Origin of the sequence: Cryptosporangium minutisporangium (assembly GCF_039536245.1) — a bacterium.
Classification (GTDB): Bacteria; Actinomycetota; Actinomycetes; order Mycobacteriales; family Cryptosporangiaceae; genus Cryptosporangium; species Cryptosporangium minutisporangium.
In genome coordinates this window covers 16,041-36,787 of sequence record NZ_BAAAYN010000011.1, presented here as the reverse complement: position 1 = coordinate 36,787, position 20,747 = coordinate 16,041, and the positions used below count along the sequence as shown (strand labels likewise).

The window sequence follows — 20,747 nt, the reverse complement described above, 5'->3', positions numbered from 1 at the left end:
ATTACCGTCGGGCCATGCCTGCCGCACCGCCGTATCGCGTCGTCCAGTGGGCCACCGGCAACATCGGTGCCCGCACCCTCCGAGGAGTGATCGAACATCCCGGGCTGGAGCTCGTCGGGGTCTACGCGCACAGCGTGGCCAAGGCCGGCCGGGACGCCGGCGAGCTCTGCGGACTCGGCCCCACCGGGATCCGCGCGACCTCCGAGATCGACGAAATCCTCGCGCTCGACGCCGACTGCGTCCTGTACACGCCGCTCGCGTGCGACTTCGACGACGTCTGCCGGGTACTCGAATCCGGCGCGAACGTCGTCTCGACGCGCGGCGAGTTCGTCCGACCCGCGAACCTCGACCCGGACGTCCGGAAGCGGGTCGAGGAGGCGTGCGCCCGCGGCGGGACCACGATCCACAGCACGGGTAGCAGCCCGGGTTTCATCACCGAGGCGTTACCGCTGGTGGTCACGTCGATCCAGCGGCGCCTCGACGGTCTGCGGATCGACGAGTTCGCCGACCTGTCGCAGCGGAACTCCCCGGCACTGCTCTTCGACGTGATGGGCTTCGGAAAGCCGCCGGGGGAGTTCGGCGAGCGGCGGCTCGCCGCCTTGCGGGGCAGCTTCGGCCCTTCCTTGGAGGTGCTGGCCGACGCGCTCGGCACGCCGCTGGAGAGCGTCGACGCCACCGGCGAGTTCGCGGTGACCCCGCGCCCGCTGACGATCGCGGCCGGGACCCTGGAGCCGGGAACGGTCGCGGCGCAGCGGATCACGGTGACCGGCCGGCGCGGCGGCCAAGCTGTGAACTCTTTTCAACCCCCGGCCTCCTCCGAGGTGAACCGACCTCAGCAGACGCCGGTCGAACAGAGTTCACTCCTGACGTTCTGCGCCACCTGGTACTGCCACGCCGACCTGGAGACCGAGTGGGACCTGCGGGCCACCGGCTGGCGGCTCACGGTCGACGGTGACGCTCCGCTGCACGTCGACCTGTTCTTCCCGTTCGCGCTGGAGCACATGGCCGAGAGGTCGCCCGGGTACACGGCCAACCGCGCGGTCAACGCGGTGCCGGTCGTCTGCGCGGCGCCGCCTGGCATCCGGACGACGGTGGACCTGCCGCAGATCGTCGCGGCGCTGGGCTGAGGCGAGGAGGGTCGGCGGGGCCGACCCTCAGGGGATAGTCGCGGCGGCCTTCAACGTGGCGATCTCCTCCCAGGTCAGGCCCGCTTCGAGGAGCACGGCCTCGGTGTGTTCGCCGTGCTCCGCTGCGCGGCTCGGCTGCCCCGGACGCTCGTCGAACTGCACCGGGACGGTGACCAGCGGGAGGGCGTGCCCGTTGCCCAGGTCGACGTCGGCGAGGTAGCCGTTCGCCACCGTCTGCGGGTCGGTCGCCAGCTCGTCGAGGCGCTGGCTGGTCGTCCAGCCACCGGTGCAGTCCGCCAACGCACTTCCCCACGACTCGAGCGTCCGCCGGGCGAAGACGCCGGCGCGACCGCGTTGACGCGGGTGCCCTGCCGGCCGTGCGAGTACGCCATGTCGACGGTCAGCGCGAGCAAACCGCCCTTCGCCGCGAAGTTCGACGCCAGGAACGCGCTGCGCAGGTTGAGGTCGAGTGCCCGATCCCAGGCTTCTTCGGTGGTGCCGACGACCGTGCCGAGCGAGGCCAGGCCGACGTTGTTCACCAGGACGTCGAGCGTGCCGAACGCCTCGACCGCGGCGCGCACCATCGACTCGCAGCCGCTGGACGTCGTCACGTCGGCCGTGAAGACCTCGGCGACGCCGCCTTCCTCGGTGATCATCCGCTTGGTCTCCTCGGCCCGGTCCGCGTGCAGGTCGACGAGCAGGACGCTCGCGCCCTCGCGGGCGAGGACGACCGCGGTCGCCTTCCCGGTGCCGATGTCCGGCCCGGGTGTCGACCCGCACCGGTCACGATCGCGACCTTGTTCTCGACTCGTCCTGGACGCTCCACGGTTGTGCCTCCCTGTGGTCAACGGCGGGTCAGCAGGGCCGCGCCGGCCTCGTACCCGCCGACGTTCGTCACCGCGGCGACCTCGGCACCCGCCACCTGGCGGTTCCCGGCCTCGCCGCGGAGCTGGCGCACCGCCTCGACGGTGTGGCCGAACGCGGCGTGCAGCCGTCCGCCGGACAGCTGCCCGCCCCAGGTGTTCAGCGGCAACTCGCCGCCGAGCGCGATTCGTTCTCCGCCGTCGACGTAGTCGCCGGCCTCGCCGGTGCCGCAGAAGCCGAGCGCCTCCAACCACCAGACGACCTCGATCGTGAAGCCGTCGTAGAGCTGTGCGGTGTCCACGTCGGCCGGGCGCAGATCGGTGCGGGCCCACATCGCCGCCGCGGTGCCGTGCCCGACCCGCGTCAGGTCGCGCCACTGCTCCCAGGACGGACGGTCCTCGACGACGCCGGCCATCGCCTCGATCCGCACCGGAGCGCGCAGGTCCGGGACGGTCTCGGCCGCCGACACCACGATCGCGGTCGCCCCGTCGACCGGGACCTCGCAGTCGTAGAGGCAGATCGGCGAGGAGATCATCCGGGCCGCCAGGTAGTCCTCGACGCTCAGCGGTGACCGGTACACCGCGGCCGGGTTGAGCGCGGCCGACGCCCGTTGGGTCACCGGGATCCAGGCGAGCTGCTCCCGGCGGACGCCGTACTCGTGCAGGTAGCGGGTCGCGTAGGGGGCCCACCTGGCAGACCGGGGAGAGCATGCCCACCGGCAACAGCCAGGCCAGCGGCCCCTCCGCGACGGGCTTGGTGGAGCCGTAGGCCGGGCGACCGCCGCCGCTGCGGGCGGCGCTGCCTTCCTTCACGGTCCGCCAGACGACGACGTGCCGGGCCTGACCGGTGGCCACCGCGAGCGCGGGCCCGTAGAACGGCAGCGCCATGCCCTCGACGACGCCCTGCCGCCAGCGGGTCGCCAGCCCGAGCGCGTCCTGGACCTCGCAGAGATTGCCGTTCGCGTAACCGGGCACGTTCGCCGCGCCGCCGCCGGGAAACATCGCGAGCCCGTCGATGTCGTCGATCGTCAGCCCGGCGTCCGCCACCGCGGCGAGGACGGCGTCGAGCGTGAGCTGGAGGCCGGAGCGCTCCACCTGCCTGCCGATCGCGGACTGGCCGACGCCGGAGATCACCGCTCGGCGTTCGAGCACGTCGGTCCGGCTCACGGAGCTACGACCAGGAAGCTGGGGATGCTGACCCCGCCGGGGCCGGGCTCGAAGCCGATCTCGACGATCGCCCCGATCGTCACCGCCTCGGGAGATACGTGGGTGACGAGCCTGCTGGGCGCCGGTTGCCTGCTGCACAGTGGAGTGTTCCACCGGGACGATCGGCTGGTACGCGGCCCGGAGCTCGACGCCGAGCAGACCGGGTACGGGCCGGGCTACCGGCTCTACCGAGGCGGTGACGGGGCCTGGTTCGCGCTGGTCATCCCGGACCGGGAGTCGTGGGGGCGGCTCGCCTCGCTGCCCGAGGTAGACGGACTCCCCACGTCCTACGTGCCGCTACGCGCCGGCGCGAGGCGGACCGACGGCCGTGACGCGGACGCGCGCCGCGACGATGGCCACGCGGACGCTGGGCGGGGCCACGGCGGTGACGAGGCTCGGCGGGCGGAGGCGGTGCCCGCTGCGGCGTTCGCGACTGCATCGGCCGACACCTGGGTGGAGCGCCTGCGAACTCTCGGCGCAGTCGCCGAGCCGGTCGCGCCGCTGGACCGCGACGGATTCCGGCGCGGTGTCCTCGACGACCCGGTCAACCGTCAGCTCGGCCGGGCGATCAGCTACGCCACGCCGGACTGGGGCCACTTCGAGCAGGTCGGCCCGCTGGTGCGGTACGGACCGGACGCCGGTGCCGGGCCGCGCCTGCTGCTGCCCGGCGTCGGCGAGCACACCGTGGAGATCCTCCGCGAGCTGGGAACCCCCGATTCCGACATCCCCGCGCTACTCGACGCGAAGATCGCCGCTGCCCCGCGCTGTGAGTCCGAGAGCTGACCAGGCGATCAGGGGTCCGCCAAACCGTCAAAGAGGCGCTGGACCCAGGATGCGTCGGGATGTCCCGCGCCGAGGGCCGACACGAAGATCGAGAGGGCCTGCTCGAAACTGCTGTGGGCGGCGTCGAGATCGCCGCGAGCCTGCTGGACGCAGCCGAGATTAGCCAGGGCCCGGGCGACGTCGGGGTGGTCGTGCCCGTAAACCGTTTCCTGGATCGTGAGGGCGCTTTGGAGGTTGGTGAGGGCGGCATCGAGCTGGCCGAGGTCGCGTTGGACGTTGCCGATGTTGCCGAGGGTGCGTGCGACTTCGGGGTGGTCGGGTCCGTAGGCGTTCTCCTCGATGGCGAGGGCGCGTTGGAGGTTGGTGAGGGCGGCATCGAGATCGCCCAGCTCGCGTTGGACATTGCCCAGGTTGTTCAGCGTGCGAGCGACTCGAGGATGGTCCGACCCGTCCACGGCTTCGAAGATCGCGAGCACCCGCTCCAGACTGGCGCGAGCTGCCTCGTGCTCACCGAGTGCCTTCTGGACGAGAGCGAGGTTGCCGAGAGTGCGGGCAACTTCCGGATGCTCGGGCCCATGGGTGGCTTCGGTCAGCGCGAACGCCCGGCTGAGCACAGCCGACGCCGTGGAATAGTCCGCGCGTTCCCCGAGGTAGGCGCCGAGAAGACTCAACACCGCGCCGGCCTCGTCCGGCGGTGCCTGGCCTGCGGCTGTCGCCGTTCGCGCTGCGTGCGCGGCTGCCGCGGTGGCGTGCGCGGCGAGCCGGGCGACGGTGTGCCAATGGGGGTGGTCCCAGGGCTGATCGGGGAAGAGCACGTGAATCAGCCGAGCAGCGTGCGAGGCCCATGCCGCCTCAGCCCGGTCTGCGGCGAGTTGGTGTCGGGTGACCAGGGCGATCAGCCGGTGCAAGCGAAGCCGCGTGTCGTCCAGCCGAGTCACTAACCCGGTCTTCGTCAGCGCACCGATCACGGCCTCGATGCTCGCCGGATCTCCGGCTGCGTCCGCCAGCGCCGAGGTAAGATCTCCGGCCAACTGTTCCCGGCGGGAGAGCAGAAGGCCAAGGTCGATCTCGTCAGGATCGAGGAACGCGCACAGCCGCAAAAGCTGTAACGCCGCCGGATCCGCGGCAGCGAGGGCGGTGTGCTGGATCAGCCACGTTGTCGCAACGCCGGCCGGATAGTCCTCCAGCGGCTCCGCGAGCCACCGACCAGCCTCCGCCTGCCATCGATAGAGCGCGAAGTAGCCCCCGATCGACAGTCGGTGACGGTCCATGTAGGCCGCTGCCTGCGCGAGCGCTAACGGCAGGTCGCCGAGCTCGTCGGCGAGCGCGTCCACGGTAGTGCCGGTGGCCGAGTTGCCGGTCGCCGCTTGCAGATAGGCGATCGACTCTCCTCGGGTGAATGGCTCTACCTCAATCGGCTCTGCGACGCGACGCCAACCCCGGTCACGGGAGGTGATCAGTACATGGCCGGGTCCGTCCGGCAGCCATCGTCGGAGCGCGACGGCGTCCGGAGCGTTGTCGAACACCATCAGCCACGCATCCTGGGCCCCGAGCGCTGCGCGGACCGCAGCGACCGTCTCGTCCAGGTCCGCCGTCACCGGCACGCCCAGCGCGGGCGCGAGCCCGGCCAGGTCCTCGACCAGCGTCAGCTGGGATTCAGAGCGAATCCAGCCGACAAAGCCGTACTTGGCGGAAGCCACCCCCCGGTGGGCGTACTCCAACGCGATCTGAGTCTTTCCGACCCCACCCATGCCTTGGACAGCGACCACGGCGACTGGCCCGGTCTCCAGCGCACCGCCGACCCTCTCCAAGACTGCTTCGCGTCCGGTGTGCAATCGGTTCCGCGGCGGCAGGCCCCGAACGACCGCGACCGACCGTGCGCGCTTGGGAGGGACCGCGCTCCCAAGCCCCAGCTTGGAGAGCTTGTCCACGACCAGGTCGGCGAACTCCTCCGGAGAGCGACTGCGGAGGTCGACCGTCACCAAGTCGGACAGTATTCCGGGTAGCTGGGTGTCGTCGAAACGCGCCGGCAGCACGTACTCCGATTGCTCCCGGGCCGCGCGAACGAGCGCGGAGCGACGCTCCAAGCGCGTCCATTGCCTCGCCGCGTACTCCGCCGAGATGAAGAGCACAACGGCCCGTGCTCGCTCGGCATAGATCGCCGGAAGCACCTCGGCCAGGTGTTCACCCCAGAGCGCGACTTGCTCGTCGACATCGTAAAAACACCGCACTCCCGCCGCGCGCAACGCAGCCGCTACCCGTTCTACATAGGCACGCTGCGCGCCGGCGAACGACAGCGCCACGTCCCACTCGAACCGGTTGCCCCCACCCGCTGCCGCGGTCGCATCATTCCTCGCGACCATGCACGCAGGGTAAGGGCAGTGAGCCACAGGCGACAGGTGCTGGCTGCCGCAGGTGGGTACTCAGGCGAGATCGACCCAGACGGACTTGACGTTCCGGTACTCCTCGACGCCTGGCCCGCCCATCTCGCGTCCCCACCCGCTGGCCTTGTAGCCGCCGAACGGGACCGCCGGGTCGAACAGCAGCATCGTGTTCACCCACACCGTGCCGACCTGCAGCATCCCGGCCAGCCGGTGGGCGGTGCCGAGGTCGCAGTCCAGATCCCGCCGGAGAGTCCGTACGGGCTGTCGTTCGACCGTGCCGCGACCTCGTCCAACGAGTCGAACGGCAGGACGCAGGCCACCGGCCCGAAGATCCCGGAGATCCGGATCCAGCAACCGGCCTCGTTACCGCACGGCGGTGAGCACTCCGGTCTGGACGGTGTCCGCCGGATGGGCTCGCTCTTCGCCGAGCACTGGGACCGGACGATCGACGAGCCCCGGATCCACGGGTGCGGCGGCACCGTCGTCCAGGTGACCACCCAGACTTGGACCGCGAAGCAGTCCGGCCGGGTGGCGACCGTGGACGTCGTCGAGCTGTTCGGCTTCACCGACGGGCTGATCAGCGAGATCCGCGTGTTCCCACAGGACACCCATGCGCTGCTGAGCACGCTCGGGTCGCCGAACGAGGTGGCGGAAGGCTCGTCATAGCGAGCCCGACGCCACATCGTTCCGTCGTCGACCGCTAGGGGTTCAGGCGCTAGGCGTTCAGGCGTTTGGCGGCCAGCTCGCGCAGATCCCCGGACTTGATCTTCGCGCTGCCGGTGAGCGCGATCTCGTCCTCGCGGAAGTACAGCACGTGCCGCGGCACCTTGTAGCTCGCCAGCTCTTCCCGCAGGTAGGCGATGAGGCCATCGGCGTCCTCCGCCGCGCCCTCGTGCAGCACCACGCAGGCGACGACCACCTCGCCGAGCGTGTCGTGCGGGACGCCGACCGTGTACGCGACCTTGACGCCCGGGTGCCGCGCGAGGACCTCGTTCACCTCCAGCGGCGAGACGTTCGCCCCGCCGGTCTTGATGATGTCGGTGAGCCGTCCCTCCCAGAACAGCCGGCCACGGTCGTCCAGCCGGCCGCCGTCGCCGGTCCGGAAGTACCCCTCGGCGTCGAGCGTCTCGTCGAGCGGCGTGCCGACGTAGCCGAGCATCAACGTCGGGCCCTTGACGCAGATCTCCCCGTGTTCGCCGCGGGGTACCACCGCGCCGGTCAGCGGGTCGACGATCTTCACCGTGACGCCCGGCAGCGGCTCTCCGCTGCTTCCGGCGCCCACCTCCTCCGGAGTGTTGGCCGGGAAGCAGGTGGTGAGCGTGAACGTCTCGGTGTTGCCGTAGGCGTGGCCGGGCTCGAACCAGTTGCTCGACACCGTGGGGTGCTTCGCCAGCGCGAACTTCCCGTCGACGAACCGCATGCTGCTCAGGTCCACCTCGGACCAGTTCGGTGCCGCTTCGAGCTGGGGCCACTGGTGCGGCCAGGCCAACGGCATCGTCACCCGCTCGGCCTGCATGAGGTCGAGGGCTTCGGCGGGATCGAAGCCGCGCTGCAGGACCAGCGCGCCGCCGGTGCAGAGCGTCGCGCCGAGCGCCATCGCGAAGTTGCCCGACCAGAACAACCCGTTGGCCGGCCAGCACCGTACGTAATCCTCGGGCCGCACTCCGAACAGCCGGGCGAACCGCCAGCACTGGATCGACGCCGCCCGATGGGCACTGAGAATGCCCTTGGGCTTGCTGGTGGAGCCGGACGAGAACAGCAGCAGCGCGGCGTCGCTCGGGTTGGTCGTGGCGGCGGTCGCCTCCACGAGCTCCACTGGCTCGGAAGTGCCCCGCTCCAGGAACTCGTCCCAGGACTCGACGGCCCCGCCCGCGCCGGAGCCGAGCACCGCCAGGCCGCGGAGGAACGGGTACGTCGTTGAGCGCAGCGCCCCCGGTGCGGCGGTGGTGATCGCCGGTTCGAGCGTGGTCAGCGCGTCGAGGAAGTCCTTGCGTGGTGCCTCGCGCTCGAACAAGAGCCAGGAGATGCCCGACGTCCGGAGCAGGTAGTCGAGCTCCGACGGCGTCGAGAACGTGCTCAGCGGCACCGCGACGCCGCCGGCCAGCGAGATGCCGAACACCGCTGCGACCCACTCCGGCCGGTTGGTCATCAGGACGCCGACCCGGCTGTCCTTGCCCAGGCCGGACGCGCGCACCGCGCGGGCCACCGAGACCGCCCGGTCCCACAGCTCCGCGTAGGTCCAGCGGATCTCGCCGTCCGCCTCGCGCAGCACCAGCGCCTCGCGGTCGGCGTAGCGGGCGGTCGTCTCGCGCAGCAGACCGGGGAGCGTCAGCGTGCCGAGCCCCGGCTCGTCGGCCAGCGGCGGCCCGGAGGTCATGGAGAGACTCATCGCGGCACCTCGACCTCGGCCGTGCAGTCCACCAGCACCGTGCCGTCCTGGTTCGTCAGGCGCAGCTTCACCTGGACGAGCGGCACGCCCCACGACGACTCGGCTTCCTTGCCGACGACCTCGGCGTCGAAGTACGTGACGTCACCCTCGTAAGCCGGGCCGCGGAAGTTGGCCTTCGAGTGGCGCACCATGCCCTCGTGCCCGGCCCAGTAGGAGAGGTAGTCGGTGCACCAGGCGCCCATCGTCGCGCCGTAGCCGTAGGCGCGCGTCATCCCGACCTCGCTGGCCTTCTCGCTGTCGATGTGGCCGCGCGAGGGGCCGACGTACAAGCCGTCGCGCTTGCGCGGGTCGATCTTCGCGCCCTCCTCGTCGAACGCGAAACCCTCCACCCAGCCCGGGTCCTGGTAGACCCAGGGGTCCTCGACGCCGGCCGGGGTGACCCAGTGGAAGGTGCCCCAGATGTTGAACAGGAACGCGCGGTACTCGGTCGTGAAGCTGGCGATGCTGTGCGGGCCGATCACCCGCCGGGGCAGCCGGTCGCCGACGTTCACCTCGTCGAAGTGGGGGGAGACCCCGTCGCGGTTCGAGAGGAGCCACTCATGGCGCACCTTCTCGATCTCGTTCAGCTCGGTGCCCGTCCAGGTCCGCACGGTGCCGAACTGGGCGTCGTAGAGCCCGCGCTTCTCGGCCTCGGCGGCGAGGTAGCGGATCGCCGTGGAGCGCTCCTTCGCGACGAGCGTCCCGTGCTGGTTGGTGTGGGTGGTGTCGCCGCGGGAGAACATCGTCGGCCCGGCGAACTTGGTGTCCACGACCTTGTAGTCGTGGAACCGGCGCTGCTGGAACAGCTGGTCGCCCGGGCGGACCGGGCAGCCGTAGAACCACCACTCCTCGCCGCCGAAGATCAGGTGGCTACCGGGGATGTAGCCGACGCAGGCGGGCTGGGCGCCGTGCCCGTAGTCCAGCGCGACCGCGATCGACTGCGGTGCGATCAGGCCGCCGAACTTCGACTCCCGGGCGAACTCCTGGTCCCAGTGGATCGGGTTGGGATAGTCCATCGCCATCACCCAGCGCCGGACATCCGACGAGCTGCAGGGATCCCACAGCTGGCCGCCCCCGACCGGCTGGCCGACCCGGTGGTCGACGTCGGTGAGATCCAGCTCCGGTGCCTTCTCACTCATGTAGAACTCCTCAGCGGTTGACGTCGACGACGACGCGGCCACGGATCGCGCCGTCCAGCAGGGAACCGGCGGTGGCGATCGCGTCGGAGAGCGGGATCTCGGAGGCGATCACCTCGATCGCGGCCGGGTCCAGGTCCCGGGAGAGCCGGTCCCAGGCCGCGCGCCGACGGTCGAGCGGTGCCATCACGCTGTCGACGCCGAGCAGGGACACGCCCCGCAGGATGAACGGCGCCACCGTGGCCGGAAGATCCATCCCCTGGGCCAGGCCGCAGGCAGCGACCGCGCCGCCGTACCGGGTCTGCGCGCAGGCGTTGACGAGCGTGTGGCTGCCGACCGAGTCGACGACGCCGGCCCACCGCTCCTTCTGCAGCGGCTTGCCCGGGCCGGACAGCTCCGCGCGGTCGAGCACGGACGTGGCCCCCAGCCCTTGGAGGTACTCCGCCTCGGCGGTCGTGCCGGTGGACGCGGCGACGGTGTAGCCGGCTCGGGCCAGGAGGGCGACCGCCACGCTGCCCACCCCGCCGGTCGCTCCGGTGACCAGTACTTCGCCCTGGTCCGGCCGCACGCCGGAGGCGAGCAGCGCCTCCACGCACAGGCTCGCGGTGTAGCCCGCAGTGCCCAGCGCCATCGCCTGCCGGGTCGTGAGCTCGGCGGGCAGCGGGATCAGCCAGTCCCCGTCGAGGCGGGCACGCTGGGCCAGGCCGCCCCAGTGCCGTTCCCCGACGCCCCAGCCGTTGAGGACGACGCGGTCACCCGGTTTCCACGCGGAGTGGGAGCTGTCGGTGACGACCCCGGCCAGGTCGATGCCGGGCACCATCGGGAACGAGCGCACGATCGGGGAGCGCCCGGTGATGGCCAGCGCGTCCTTGTAGTTGAGCGTCGAGTACTCGACGGCGACCCCGACGTTGCCGGCCGGGAGCGCGTCCTCGGCCAGCTCGGTGACGCTGACGGACTGCTCGGTCTGGTCCTTGGTGATGAGTAACGCCGAGAACATCGGTGAGCGGGTCCCTTCTGGGTCTGCCTCCCGGGGGCCGGGATCGGCCTGAGCCTATCTAATGAATCCTTGCAATGATTGTGATATCAAGAGGGCGCCCCATGCTAACGACGACGTTGCCGGGAGTCCGTCACCATGGTTTTGCAGCGGTCACGATTCACCGGCGCGACGCCGGCCGGCCTCGCCGATGGGTGGAGCCTGGAACGCCTCACCCCACCGAGCCGGCTGTTCGGCGCCAACGGCTTACGCACCGGCGTGGACGGCCGGATCTACATCGCCCAGGTATCCGGTAGCTCGATCAGCGCGCTGGACCTCGAGACCGGGCAACTGGAAACCATCAGCGCGAAGGGCAGCGAGATCGTCGCGCCCGACGACCTGGCCTTCGACGCGAACGGCGATCTCTACATCACCGAGTACTACGACGGGCGGGTGAGCGTCCGCAGCGACGACGGCCGCACCCGGGTCTTACGCGACGACCTGCCCGGCGCGAACGGCATCACGTTCCACCAAGGTCGGCTGTTCGTCGACGAATGCCGGATCGGCGGGCGCCTGCTGGAGCTTCCGCTCGACGGCGGCACTCCTCGAGTCCTGCTCGAGGGGCTAATGATGCCCAACGCGCTGGAAGCCGGCCCGGACGGGAAGCTCTACTACCCGCTGCTGGGCACGAACGAGATCTGGAAGGTCGATCCGGAGGGCGGCGAGCCCGAGCGGGTCGCGGGCGATCTGGGCGGTCCCTCCGCGGTGAAGTTCGACCCCGCGGGCTACATCGTCTCCACGCAGTGCGGTAGCGGTCAGGTCCTGCGCATCGACCCGCGCTCCGGCGAGAGCACGGTGCTGGCCACGCTCGCACCCGGCATCGACAATCTGACATTCGTCGGCGACCGGCTGTTCGTCTCGAGCTTCAGCGGTGCGATCACCGAGATCCTCGGTGACGGAACCACCCGGCCGACTCTTCCCGCCGGCCTGAACGGGCCGCTCGACCTGACGGTGGGCGCCGACGGCCGGCTCTACGTCGCCGACGGGGCGAACTTCTACGAGTTGCGTGCCGGCGCCGCGCCGGAGACGGTGGGCATGCTCTTCAGCCCCGGCTACCCCGGCTACGTCCGCGGGGTGACGGCGTCCGGCGACGGCGAGTTCCTCGTCACCACGTCCCTGGGTCAGATCACCCGCTACCGGCCGGCGAGCAGCGAGAGCGACGTGCTGGCCGAGGGGCTCGACCAGCTCTACGGAGTTGCGGTCGGACCGGGAGGGGACGTCGTCGCGGCCGAGTTCGGCGCGGGCCGGGTGGTTGCGGTCCGGTCCGGCAACTTCGAGGAGCTGGCCGCCGGACTGGATCAGCCGGTCGGGGTCGCGTTCGCCGAGGACGGGACCTGCTTGATCGCCGAGTCCGGTGCGGGCCGGATCGTCGCGGTCACCGCTTCCGGCGTCGACACCGTCGTCGACGGCTTGGAGCGGCCGCAGGGAATCGTGGTCCAGGGCAGCCGCCTCTTCGTGCTCGACGTCGGAGCGAAGACGCTGATCAGCGTCGATCTCGGGAGCAAGGCGCAGCAGACGATCGCGCGAGACCTCCCGGTGGGGGCACCGCCCGGCGTCACGCCGAAGCCGCTGCTCGGGCTCCAACCCTTCTCCGGGCCTGAGGGGCCGTTCGCCGGGATCGCCGCGGGGCCGGACGGGACGCTCTACGTCTCCGCGGACGGCGACGGCAGCGTCCTGGCACTGAAGGAGGGGACGCGATGAGCATCCTCGGACTGGACGGGCGCGTCGTCGTCGTCTCCGGTGCCGGCGGTGGCGGGATCGGCACCACGGTGACGCGGATGGTCGCCGAGGCCGGGGCGACCGCGATCGCGGTCAGCCGCTCGCCGGAGAACCTCGACAAGCACATCGCGCCACTGGCGGCCGAAGGGCTGTCGGTGGTGCCGGTCGCCGCCGACGCGTCCACCGACGACGGCGTCGCCACCGTGCTGGAGGCCGCGACCAAAGCGGATGGCACGCTGTACGGGCTGGTCAACGTCGCGGGCGGAGCCGCGCCGGCAACCTGGATGCCCGCCACCCGCGTGACCCGCACCGACTGGCGCGCGCTGTTCCAGCAGAACCTCGAGACGATGTTCTTCATGAGCCAGGCGGTCGCCGCCGAACTCAAGGCCCAGGGCCGCCCGGGGTCCCTGGTCTCGATCTCGTCGATCAGCGGGATGAACACCGCGCCGCTGCACATCGCCTACGGCACCGCGAAGGCCGCCGTGGTCGCGGCGACCCGCACGATGGCGGTCGAACTGGCGCCGTACGCGATCCGGGTGAACGCGGTCGCGCCCGGCGTGACCGAGACCCCCGCGTCCGGCGCCTACGTCGACCACGACGCCGAGCGTGATCAGCGTGCGATCGCGATGGGTCGCCGTGGCCGCCCGGAGGAACAGGCTGGGCCGATCCTGTTCCTGCTCTCCGACCTGTCGAGCTACCTCACCGGACAAACGCTCCTGGTCGACGGCGGTCTCAACCTCAAGTGGACGCACCTGGGCGCCGACAACACATCCCTCTTCCTCAAAGACGAGGGATTCCGCGCAGCGATCACGCGCTGACTTCTTCGGGAGACTGGATGACCGAGACGGTTGAGAAGACCACCGAGGCGCTGTCCCAGCCGGTCACGATCGGCGTGGAGGCGTACATCTCCACCGAGTACGCCCGGGCCGAGCGCGACAAGCTGTGGGCCAAGGTCTGGCAGCAGGTCGGGCGGGTGGAGGAGCTCCCGCAGGTCGGGAGCTACCTCACCTACGACATCCTGGACGACTCGATCATCGTCGTCCGGAGCGGGCCGAACACGTTCCGGGCGTACTACAACGTGTGCTCCCACCGGGGCCGTCGGCTGCTCGACACCCCGCCCGGCAAGCACGACGCCCGGGGGCGCGGCCGAGGGTTCGTCTGCGGGTACCACGGGTGGCGGTACAACCTCGACGGCGAGAACACGTTCGTCGCCGAGAAGCAGGACTGGCCGTGCGGGCTGACCGACGACAAGATCCGGCTCACGAACGTGAAGGTCGACACCTGGGGCGGCTGGATCTGGATCAACCTGGACCCGGAGTGCGAGCCGCTGCGGGACTACCTGGAGCCGGCGGCCGGCCTGCTCGAGCCATACCAGCTGGAGAACTTCCGGTACCGGTGGCGTCGATGGTTGGTCTTCGACTGCAACTGGAAGGTCGCACTCGAGGCCTTCATGGAGATCTACCACGTGCCCTACACCCACCCCGAGTTCAACCAGTTCGGGGCGAACCTCGGCTGGGCGAAGGCGCAGGGCAAGCACAGCAACATCGGCTTCGAGGCTCCGAAGGGCCTGGAGGGCAACCAGGGGAAGGTGCGGATCGCCGGCGGGGCGGACGCCCGGGTGTCCACCGCTGTGATGCAGAACTTCATCTGGCAGAACGCGAACACCAACACCACCGAGACGCTCGTCGAGGTCGCCAACCGGCTGGAGCAGGAGCTTCCGGAGGGGACGCCCCCGCCCGAGGTTCTGCAGTACTGGATGGCGACCGCCCGGCGGGAGGACGCCGAGCGAGGCGTGGTCTGGCCGACGATCCCGCCGGAGGTGGCCGCCAAGTCCGGCACGGCCTTCCAGATCTTCCCGAACTTCCAGATCGGGCACGGGCAGAACAACATGCTCTGCTACAGCGCCCGGCCCTACGGCTACGACCCCGACAAATGCATCTTCGAGGTCGCGGTGTACCAGCTCTACCCGGCTGGCCAGGAGCCGGCCACCGAGTGGGAGTACACCCCGGAGGACGACCCGAACTGGCGGACGGTGCTGCCGCAGGACTTCTCCAACATGGCGGCCGTCCAGAAGGGCATGAAGTCGCGGGGTTTCTCCGGGCCGAAGCCCAACCCGTACAGCGAGCGCAGCGTGGCGAATCTCCACCACAACCTCGCGAAGTACATGGGCACCGGCGCACCGACCGACCTGACCTGAGGAACCCGATGCACAACTGCGCACCGACCGAGACGCCCGAGATCGACCGCGACGACGCCCTGAGAGCGAAGTGCCTCGACGTCCTCGACGCTCTGGAGCTGCGCTCATGAGCGAACTGCGCTTTGACGACCGGGTCGCCGTCGTCACTGGCGCCGGACGTGGCCTGGGGCGGGCCTATGCCCTGCTGCTCGCCGCGAAGGGCGCGAAGGTCGTCGTCAACGACCCGGGCGTCAGCATCAGCGGCGACGGGGCCGACGACGGCCCGGCCACCGAGGTCGTCCGGGAGATCGACAAGGCCGGCGGGCAGGCCGTGGCCTGCACGGAGTCGGTGGCGACGCCCGAGGGCGGTCAGGCGATCGTCGCCGCGGCCATCGAGCACTTCGGCCGGATCGACGTCCTCGTCCACAACGCGGGCAACAACCGGCGGGCGCCGCTGACGGAGATGACCTACGAGGACTTCGACGCCGTGCTCGACGTCCATCTCCGCGGTGCGTTCCACGTCGTCCGGCCGGCGTTCCCGGTGATGGCCGCGGCCGGGTACGGCCGAATCGTGCTGACCTCCTCGATCGGCGGCCTCTACGGCAACCACCAGGTCGCGAACTACAGCGCGGCGAAGGCGGGCGTGATCGGGCTCTCCCACGTGGCCGCGCTCGAGGGGGCGGCCTCCGGCGTGAAGTCCAACGTCATCGCCCCCGGCGCGCTGACCAGGCTCGCCGAAGGGCTCGACACGTCGGCGTACCCGCCGATGGACCCGGAGCTGACGGCTCCGGTCGTCGGCTGGCTCGCACACGAGTCCTGTTCGATCAGCGGCGAGGTGCTGGTGACGATGGCCGGCCGGGTCGCGCGGGCCTGGGTCGCCGAGAGCCGGGGTGTGTACCGGCCCTCCTGGTCGATCGAGCAGGTCGCCGACGAAATCTCCACGATCCGCGACACCAGCGACCCGTGGACCCTGCCGGTCGTCCCGTCGGCGTTCGTCGACCACATCCAGCGTAGTTTCGAAATGGCGAGGACCTCATGACGGTCAAGGTTTACGAACGCATCCTGGACTTGCTCGAAGCCGAGGGCGTGAACACGCTCTTCGGCATCCCCGACCCGAACTTCGTGCACATGTTCCACCTCGCCGACGAGCGGGGCTGGAGCGTCGTCGCGCCGCACCACGAAGCGTCCGCCGGCTTCATGGCCGAGGCGGTCTCCCGGATGACCGGGGGACCCGCGGTCTGCATCGGCACGCTCGGGCCCGGCATCGCGAACCTGGCGCCGGCGATCATGTGCGCGAAGGTGGAGAACTCGCCGGTGATCTTCCTCGGCGGCCAGCGCGCCCGGATCACCGAGCAGCGGGTGCGGCGCGGACGGATCCAGTTCGTGAAGCAGGCCGAGCTGGTCGAGCCGTCGGTCAAGTACTCCGCCAGCATCGAGTACCCGGACCAGACCGACGAGGTCCTCCGCCAAGCCTTACGGGCGGCGCTGTCCGGAACACCGGGCCCGGCGTACGTCGAGTACCCGTCGCACGTCATCCAGGCCGAGCTCGACGTGCCCCCGGCCCTGCCGCCGTCCGCGTACCGGCTGGTGAACCAGACCGCCGGGCCGGAGCGGATCGCCGAGGCGGTCGAGTTGATCCGGGCGGCGAAGCATCCGATCCTGCTGGTCGGGCACGGTGTGCACACCGCACGAGTGGGGGAGTCGGTCCGCGCGCTCGCCGACGCGATGGCCTGCCCGATCATCCAGACGTCCGGCGGCACCTCGTACCTCAAGGGGTGCGAGGACCGCACGTTCCCGTACGGGTTCTCGCCGTCGGCGGTCGATGCGGTCGTGCAGTCCGACCTCTGCCTGGCGCTCGGCACCGAGCTCGGCGAGCCGGTGCACTACGGCCGGGGCCGGCACTGGATCCCGAACGAGGCGAACCGGAAGTGGATCCTCGTCGAGCAGGACCCGCAGGCCGTCGGCGTGAACCGACCGATCGACGTTCCGCTCGTCGGCGACCTGCGCGCGATCGTCCCGCAGCTCGTCGACGCGTTGGCGGACTCGCCGCGCACGGCGGCACCGGCGCTGGCCGACTGGATCGCGAAGGACGCGGAGCGCCTCGCCGAGCTGGCCGAGAGCGCGCCGTCCGGCCGCTCGCCGGTGCACCCCGCCCGAATGATCGTCGAGGCGACGAAGGTGTTCCCGGCGGACGGGATCATGGTGCGCGACGGCGGCGCGACGACGATCTTCGGCTGGACGTACTCCCAGGCCAAGCCGAACGACGTCATCTGGAACCAGAACTTCGGGCACCTGGGCACCGGCCTGCCCTACGCGGTGGGCGCCGGGGTGGCCGACGGTGGGCGGCGTCCGCTGATGCTGATCACCGGCGACTCGTCGTTCCTGTTCCACGTCGCGGAGCTCGAGACCGCCGCCCGGCTGAACCTGCCTCTTGTGTGCGTCGTCGGCGTGGACTACTCCTGGGGACTCGAAGTCGGCGTCTACAAGAGGACCTTCGGCCAGGGTTCCCGGGAGACCGGCACCCACTGGAGCACGAACACCCGCCTGGACAAGGTTGCCGAGGGTTTCGGTTGCCACGGCGAGTACGTGGAGCGCGACGAGGACATCGCCCCGGCGATCAAGCGCGCCTACGCCAGCGGCAAGACCGCCGTCGTCCACGTGGTGATCGACCCGAAGGCGAACTCGGAAGAGATGCCGAGCTACGACGAGTTCCGGACCTGGTACGCCGAAGGGACACAGTGACGTGACCATGCGTGAATATTCGAAGTTCTACATCGGTGGCCAGTGGGTCGACCCGGCCACACCCGCGACGATCGACGTGGTCAACCCGGCGACCGAGCAGGTGTGCGGGCGGGTAGCGGCGGGGTCGGCCGCCGACGTCGACCGGGCGGTCGCCGCCGCCAAGGCTGCGTTCCCGGCCTGGTCGGCGACGAGCAAGGACGAGCGGCTCGAGCTGCTCCGCACGATCCTCGACGTCTACCAGAAGCGCAGCGAGGACCTCGCCGCCGCACTGACCGAGGAGATGGGCGCACCGGCGGCTCTGGCCGGCGGCTTCCAACTGGGGCTCGGCGCCGGACACCTCACCACCGCGATCGAGCTGCTGGAGAACTTCGTCTTCGAGGAGCAGCGCGGGGTGACCCGCGTGGTCAAGGAGCCGATCGGCGTCTGCGGGCTGATCACGCCGTGGAACTGGCCGCTGAACCAGATCGCGGTCAAGGTGTTCCCGGCGCTGGCGACCGGCTGCACGACGGTTCTCAAGCCGTCCGAGCAGGTGCCGGGCGTCGGCCAGATTTTCGCCGAGATCCTGGACACCGCCGGGGTACCGGCCGGTGTGTTCAACCTCGTCCAGGGCGACGGACCGGGCGTCGGTGTCCCGCTCTCGGCCCACCCGGACGTGGATCTGATCTCGTTCACCGGGTCGACGCGCGCCGGGATCGAGGTCGCGAAGAACGCCGCGCCCACCGTGAAGCGAGTCGTCCAGGAGCTGGGCGGCAAGGGCCCGCACGTCATCCTCGACGACGACGCGTTAGCGGGGAACGTCGCCACCGGCGTCGGCGGCGTGATGATGAACTCGGGACAGACCTGCAGCGCCGCCACCCGCATGCTGGTGCCCAGCGCGCGGATGGACGAGGCCGTCGCCGCCGCCCGGGAGGCCGCGGCCGCCACCACGGTCGGCGACCCGACCGGTGAGGTCGCGATCGGTCCGGTGGTGTCGGAGGCGCAGTTCGCGAAGGTTCAGGCCCTGATCCAGAAGGGGACCGACGAAGGCGCCACGCTGGTGGCCGGCGGGCCGGGCCGTCCGGACGGGCTGGAGGCCGGCTTCTACGTCAAGCCCACGGTCTTCGCGAACGTCACGAACGACATGACGATCGCCCGCGAGGAGATCTTCGGCCCGGTGCTCGTCATCATCGGCTACGACGACGTCGACCAGGCCGTGGAGATCGCGAACGACACCGAGTACGGGCTGGCGGCCAACGTCTCCGGCACCGACCAGGAACTCGCCAGGTCCGTCGCGAGGCGGATCCGGGCCGGCGCGGTGTACGTCAACAACGCGTTCGACTTCTGCAGCCCGTTCGGCGGCTACAAGAAGAGCGGCAACGGACGCGAGTGGGGCGAGTTCGGCTTCACCGACTACCTCGAGATCAAGGGCATCCTCGGCTACTGAGTCTTCGTCGGAGCCGCCTCCGGCGGAGCCGTCCTCGTCGGGATCGCCCCCGTCGGGGCGGCTCGCGCCGGGGCCGTCGCTGGCCGGCGCGGTCGCGAAGCACTGAGGGCCCCTCCTACCAGCGACGTTGATCAACAAGCGGCCACCCCACCTGCCCTGAGGCAGCAGGCTCCGCAGAGACGAGAGAAGGATCGATGGACGACCGTGCCGATAGCGCAGAGGTGAACTTCTTCCGGGACGACCAGGTGGCGGCCGATCCGTACCCGTACCTCGAGGCCCTCCGCGCCCAGAGCCCGGTGCGGCGCGAGCCGCACCACGACGTCTTCATGGTGACCGGCTACGACGAGGCCGTGCAGGTGTTCAACGACGCGGTGACGTTCTCCTCCTGCACGGCGGTGACCGGCCCGTTCCCCGGCTTCCCGGTCCCGCTCACCGGTGACGACGTCTCCACGCTGATCGAGGAGCACCGGGCCGAGCTCCCGATGAGCGACCAGCTCCCGTGCATGGACCCGCCCGTCCACACCGACCACCGCGCGCTGCTGATGCGCCTGATCACCCCCAAGCGCCTCAAGGAGAACGAGGCGGTGATGTGGCAGCTGGCCGACCAGCTGCTCGACGCCTTCCTCGCGCCGGGCGAGGGCGAGTTCATCAGCGGGTTCGCGGCGCCGTACACGATGCTCGTCATCGCCGACCTGCTCGGGGTCCCGGAGGCCGACCGGGACGAGATCGCCGCGGGACTCCGGCGTCCCCGATCCGGCGCCGGTATCGGAGGAACCGGGGACAAGCCGCTGGAGCACAACCCGCTGGGGTTCCTCTACGACCGCTTCTCCGCCTACATCGACGACCGCCGCCGGAACCCGCGCGAGGACGTCCTCACCGGTATGGCGTCGGCGACGTTCCCGGACGGTTCGATGCCGACCGTCTCCGACGTCGCGAAGGTGGCGTGCAACGTCTACTCGGCGGGCCAGGAGACCACGGTCCGGCTGCTGAGCTCGGCGTTCCAGATCCTGGGCGAGAACCCCGAGCTCCAGGCGCTGCTGCGGCGCGAGCGGGACCGGATCCCGCAGTTCATCGAGGAGACCCTGCGGCTGGAGAGCCCGATCAAGGGTGACTTCCGGCTCTCCCGGGTGCCGACGACCGTGGGTGGCGTCGACGTTCCGGCCGGCACCACGCTCATGCTGCTCAACGGCGCCGCGAACCGCGATCCGCGTCGCTTCGAGAACCCGGCCGTGTTCGACATCGACCGTCGGAACGCCCGGCAGCACATCGCGTTCGGGCGCGGCATCCACTCGTGCCCCGGAGCGCCGCTGGCCCGGGCGGAGACGCGCGCCACGATCGAGCGGTTCCTGGACCGGACCGAGGACATCCGGATCTCCGAGGCCCACCACGGGCCGGCGGGCGACCGGAAGTTCAGTTATCTCCCGACGTACATCCTGCGCGGCCTGACCCAGCTGCACCTCGAGTTCACGCCGGGTGCGGTGCGGTGAAGGCGCTGGTCGACGAGGATCGCTGTCGCGGACACGGCGTCTGCGTCTCGGTCTGCCCGGAGGTGTTCGACCTCAGCGACGACGGTTTCGCGGTGGTGCGCGTGGCGGAGATCGACCCGGCGTTCGAAACGGCGGCGCAGGAGGCCGAGCGCACCTGCCCGGAGCGGGCGATCCGCCTGGAGTGACGGGCACGCGCCGGTTCGTTTCCCGCGTGAACGAGCCGGCGTTGCCCAATCCTGA

Annotated in this window: 16 protein-coding genes and 3 pseudogenes; 11 read left to right on the top strand and 8 right to left on the bottom strand. The window is 70.5% G+C overall.

The genetic code is table 11. The features are described 5' to 3' along the window. The first annotated feature begins 14 nt into the window (after positions 1-14). Positions 15-1,127 carry an NAD(P)H-dependent amine dehydrogenase family protein gene (locus ABEB28_RS08405; RefSeq protein WP_345727409.1) on the top strand — a complete coding sequence of 371 codons (1,113 nt, stop codon included), beginning with the start codon at positions 15-17 and terminating at the stop codon, positions 1,125-1,127. A 27-nt stretch (positions 1,128-1,154) separates the two neighbouring features. Here ABEB28_RS08405 and ABEB28_RS08400 read toward each other — a convergent pair whose 3' ends face one another. From ABEB28_RS08400 to ABEB28_RS43065, 3 genes and pseudogenes are all read right to left on the bottom strand, one after another. After that, a complete protein-coding gene (locus ABEB28_RS08400; protein WP_345727408.1) occupies positions 1,155-1,427 on the bottom strand; it encodes a hypothetical protein in 273 nt (90 codons plus the stop codon). Positions 1,428-1,618: 191 nt separating this feature from the next. Continuing rightward, a pseudogene (locus tag ABEB28_RS08395) lies at positions 1,619-1,975 on the bottom strand (SDR family NAD(P)-dependent oxidoreductase); the annotation flags it as partial. Next, positions 1,972-3,157 (bottom strand): annotated as a pseudogene (locus ABEB28_RS43065) (thiolase C-terminal domain-containing protein). The pseudogenes ABEB28_RS43065 and ABEB28_RS08395, both read right to left, overlap by 4 nt. A 24-nt stretch (positions 3,158-3,181) precedes the next feature. Here ABEB28_RS43065 and ABEB28_RS08385 point away from each other — a divergent pair. Continuing rightward, on the top strand, positions 3,182-3,979 hold the full coding sequence (locus tag ABEB28_RS08385; RefSeq protein ID WP_376981112.1) for a CoA transferase: 798 nt from the start codon (positions 3,182-3,184) through the stop codon (positions 3,977-3,979). 8 nt (positions 3,980-3,987) lie between these two features. Here ABEB28_RS08385 and ABEB28_RS08380 read toward each other — a convergent pair whose 3' ends face one another. Together ABEB28_RS08380 and ABEB28_RS08375 are read right to left on the bottom strand one after the other, a co-directional pair. Continuing rightward, entirely contained in the window at positions 3,988-6,342 is a 2,355-nt protein-coding gene (locus ABEB28_RS08380; RefSeq protein WP_345727405.1) for a tetratricopeptide repeat protein, read from the bottom strand. 60 nt (positions 6,343-6,402) lie between these two features. Further along, positions 6,403-6,683 (bottom strand): annotated as a pseudogene (locus ABEB28_RS08375) (aldehyde dehydrogenase family protein). On the opposite strand from ABEB28_RS08375, the gene ABEB28_RS08370 reads away from it, so the two are divergent. After that, a complete protein-coding gene (locus tag ABEB28_RS08370) occupies positions 6,601-7,029 on the top strand; it encodes a nuclear transport factor 2 family protein (protein ID WP_345727650.1) in 429 nt (142 codons plus the stop codon). The pseudogene ABEB28_RS08375 and the gene ABEB28_RS08370 overlap by 83 nt on opposite strands. A 49-nt stretch (positions 7,030-7,078) precedes the next feature. Here the strand turns inward: ABEB28_RS08370 and ABEB28_RS08365 are convergent, their stop codons facing one another. Genes ABEB28_RS08365 through acuI form a run of 3 tightly spaced genes read right to left on the bottom strand, consistent with a single transcriptional unit; the run spans position 7,079 to position 10,924 of the window. Further along, the gene (locus ABEB28_RS08365; RefSeq protein ID WP_345727404.1) at positions 7,079-8,752 is read right to left on the bottom strand and encodes a class I adenylate-forming enzyme family protein; all 1,674 of its coding nucleotides are present in this window, start codon (positions 8,750-8,752) and stop codon (positions 7,079-7,081) included. After that, on the bottom strand, positions 8,749-9,930 hold the full coding sequence (locus ABEB28_RS08360) for an FAS1-like dehydratase domain-containing protein (RefSeq protein WP_345727403.1): 1,182 nt from the start codon (positions 9,928-9,930) through the stop codon (positions 8,749-8,751). The genes ABEB28_RS08365 and ABEB28_RS08360 overlap by 4 nt, the downstream gene beginning before the upstream one ends. 10 nt (positions 9,931-9,940) lie before the next feature. Further along, positions 9,941-10,924 carry an acrylyl-CoA reductase (NADPH) gene (gene acuI, locus ABEB28_RS08355; RefSeq protein WP_345727402.1) on the bottom strand — a complete coding sequence of 328 codons (984 nt, stop codon included), beginning with the start codon at positions 10,922-10,924 and terminating at the stop codon, positions 9,941-9,943. Between the two features lie 135 nt (positions 10,925-11,059). On the opposite strand from acuI, the gene ABEB28_RS08350 reads away from it, so the two are divergent. The 8 genes from ABEB28_RS08350 (at position 11,060) to ABEB28_RS08315 (ending at position 20,692) form a co-directional block, all read left to right on the top strand. Beyond that, entirely contained in the window at positions 11,060-12,661 is a 1,602-nt protein-coding gene (locus tag ABEB28_RS08350; RefSeq protein WP_345727401.1) for an SMP-30/gluconolactonase/LRE family protein, read from the top strand. Continuing rightward, positions 12,658-13,497 (top strand): SDR family NAD(P)-dependent oxidoreductase, encoded by an 840-nt coding sequence (locus ABEB28_RS08345; protein WP_345727400.1) that lies wholly within the window; start codon positions 12,658-12,660, stop codon positions 13,495-13,497. The genes ABEB28_RS08350 and ABEB28_RS08345 overlap by 4 nt, the downstream gene beginning before the upstream one ends. Positions 13,498-13,514: 17 nt before the next feature. After that, entirely contained in the window at positions 13,515-14,876 is a 1,362-nt protein-coding gene (locus ABEB28_RS08340) for an aromatic ring-hydroxylating oxygenase subunit alpha (RefSeq protein ID WP_345727399.1), read from the top strand. A gap of 106 nt (positions 14,877-14,982) precedes the next feature. Then, a complete protein-coding gene (locus tag ABEB28_RS08335; RefSeq protein WP_345727398.1) occupies positions 14,983-15,894 on the top strand; it encodes an SDR family NAD(P)-dependent oxidoreductase in 912 nt (303 codons plus the stop codon). After that, the gene (locus ABEB28_RS08330) at positions 15,891-17,597 is read left to right on the top strand and encodes a thiamine pyrophosphate-binding protein (RefSeq protein ID WP_345727397.1); all 1,707 of its coding nucleotides are present in this window, start codon (positions 15,891-15,893) and stop codon (positions 17,595-17,597) included. The genes ABEB28_RS08335 and ABEB28_RS08330 overlap by 4 nt, the downstream gene beginning before the upstream one ends. 7 nt (positions 17,598-17,604) lie before the next feature. Next, positions 17,605-19,020 carry an aldehyde dehydrogenase family protein gene (locus tag ABEB28_RS08325; RefSeq protein WP_345727396.1) on the top strand — a complete coding sequence of 472 codons (1,416 nt, stop codon included), beginning with the start codon at positions 17,605-17,607 and terminating at the stop codon, positions 19,018-19,020. Positions 19,021-19,214: 194 nt separating this feature from the next. Next, the gene (locus ABEB28_RS08320; RefSeq protein WP_345727395.1) at positions 19,215-20,507 is read left to right on the top strand and encodes a cytochrome P450; all 1,293 of its coding nucleotides are present in this window, start codon (positions 19,215-19,217) and stop codon (positions 20,505-20,507) included. Continuing rightward, a complete protein-coding gene (locus ABEB28_RS08315) occupies positions 20,504-20,692 on the top strand; it encodes a ferredoxin (protein WP_345727394.1) in 189 nt (62 codons plus the stop codon). The genes ABEB28_RS08320 and ABEB28_RS08315 overlap by 4 nt, the downstream gene beginning before the upstream one ends. The last annotated feature ends 55 nt before the right edge of the window (positions 20,693-20,747 follow it).

What these genes read in the sequence shown, in the direction of transcription:
- ABEB28_RS08380 (WP_345727405.1), bottom strand. Translation starts at nt 6,342, where the DNA reads ATGGTCGCGAGGAATGATGCGACCGCGGCAGCGGGTGGGGGCAACCGG.
- ABEB28_RS08360 (WP_345727403.1), bottom strand. Translation starts at nt 9,930, where the DNA reads ATGAGTGAGAAGGCACCGGAGCTGGATCTCACCGACGTCGACCACCGG.
- ABEB28_RS08320 (WP_345727395.1), top strand. Translation starts at nt 19,215, where the DNA reads ATGGACGACCGTGCCGATAGCGCAGAGGTGAACTTCTTCCGGGACGAC.
- ABEB28_RS08385 (WP_376981112.1), top strand. Translation starts at nt 3,182, where the DNA reads ATGCTGACCCCGCCGGGGCCGGGCTCGAAGCCGATCTCGACGATCGCC.
- ABEB28_RS08345 (WP_345727400.1), top strand. Translation starts at nt 12,658, where the DNA reads ATGAGCATCCTCGGACTGGACGGGCGCGTCGTCGTCGTCTCCGGTGCC.
- ABEB28_RS08405 (WP_345727409.1), top strand. Translation starts at nt 15, where the DNA reads ATGCCTGCCGCACCGCCGTATCGCGTCGTCCAGTGGGCCACCGGCAAC.
- ABEB28_RS08335 (WP_345727398.1), top strand. Translation starts at nt 14,983, where the DNA reads ATGAGCGAACTGCGCTTTGACGACCGGGTCGCCGTCGTCACTGGCGCC.
- ABEB28_RS08340 (WP_345727399.1), top strand. Translation starts at nt 13,515, where the DNA reads ATGACCGAGACGGTTGAGAAGACCACCGAGGCGCTGTCCCAGCCGGTC.
- ABEB28_RS08325 (WP_345727396.1), top strand. Translation starts at nt 17,605, where the DNA reads ATGCGTGAATATTCGAAGTTCTACATCGGTGGCCAGTGGGTCGACCCG.
- acuI (WP_345727402.1), bottom strand. Translation starts at nt 10,924, where the DNA reads ATGTTCTCGGCGTTACTCATCACCAAGGACCAGACCGAGCAGTCCGTC.
- ABEB28_RS08330 (WP_345727397.1), top strand. Translation starts at nt 15,891, where the DNA reads ATGACGGTCAAGGTTTACGAACGCATCCTGGACTTGCTCGAAGCCGAG.
- ABEB28_RS08365 (WP_345727404.1), bottom strand. Translation starts at nt 8,752, where the DNA reads ATGAGTCTCTCCATGACCTCCGGGCCGCCGCTGGCCGACGAGCCGGGG.
- ABEB28_RS08350 (WP_345727401.1), top strand. Translation starts at nt 11,060, where the DNA reads ATGGTTTTGCAGCGGTCACGATTCACCGGCGCGACGCCGGCCGGCCTC.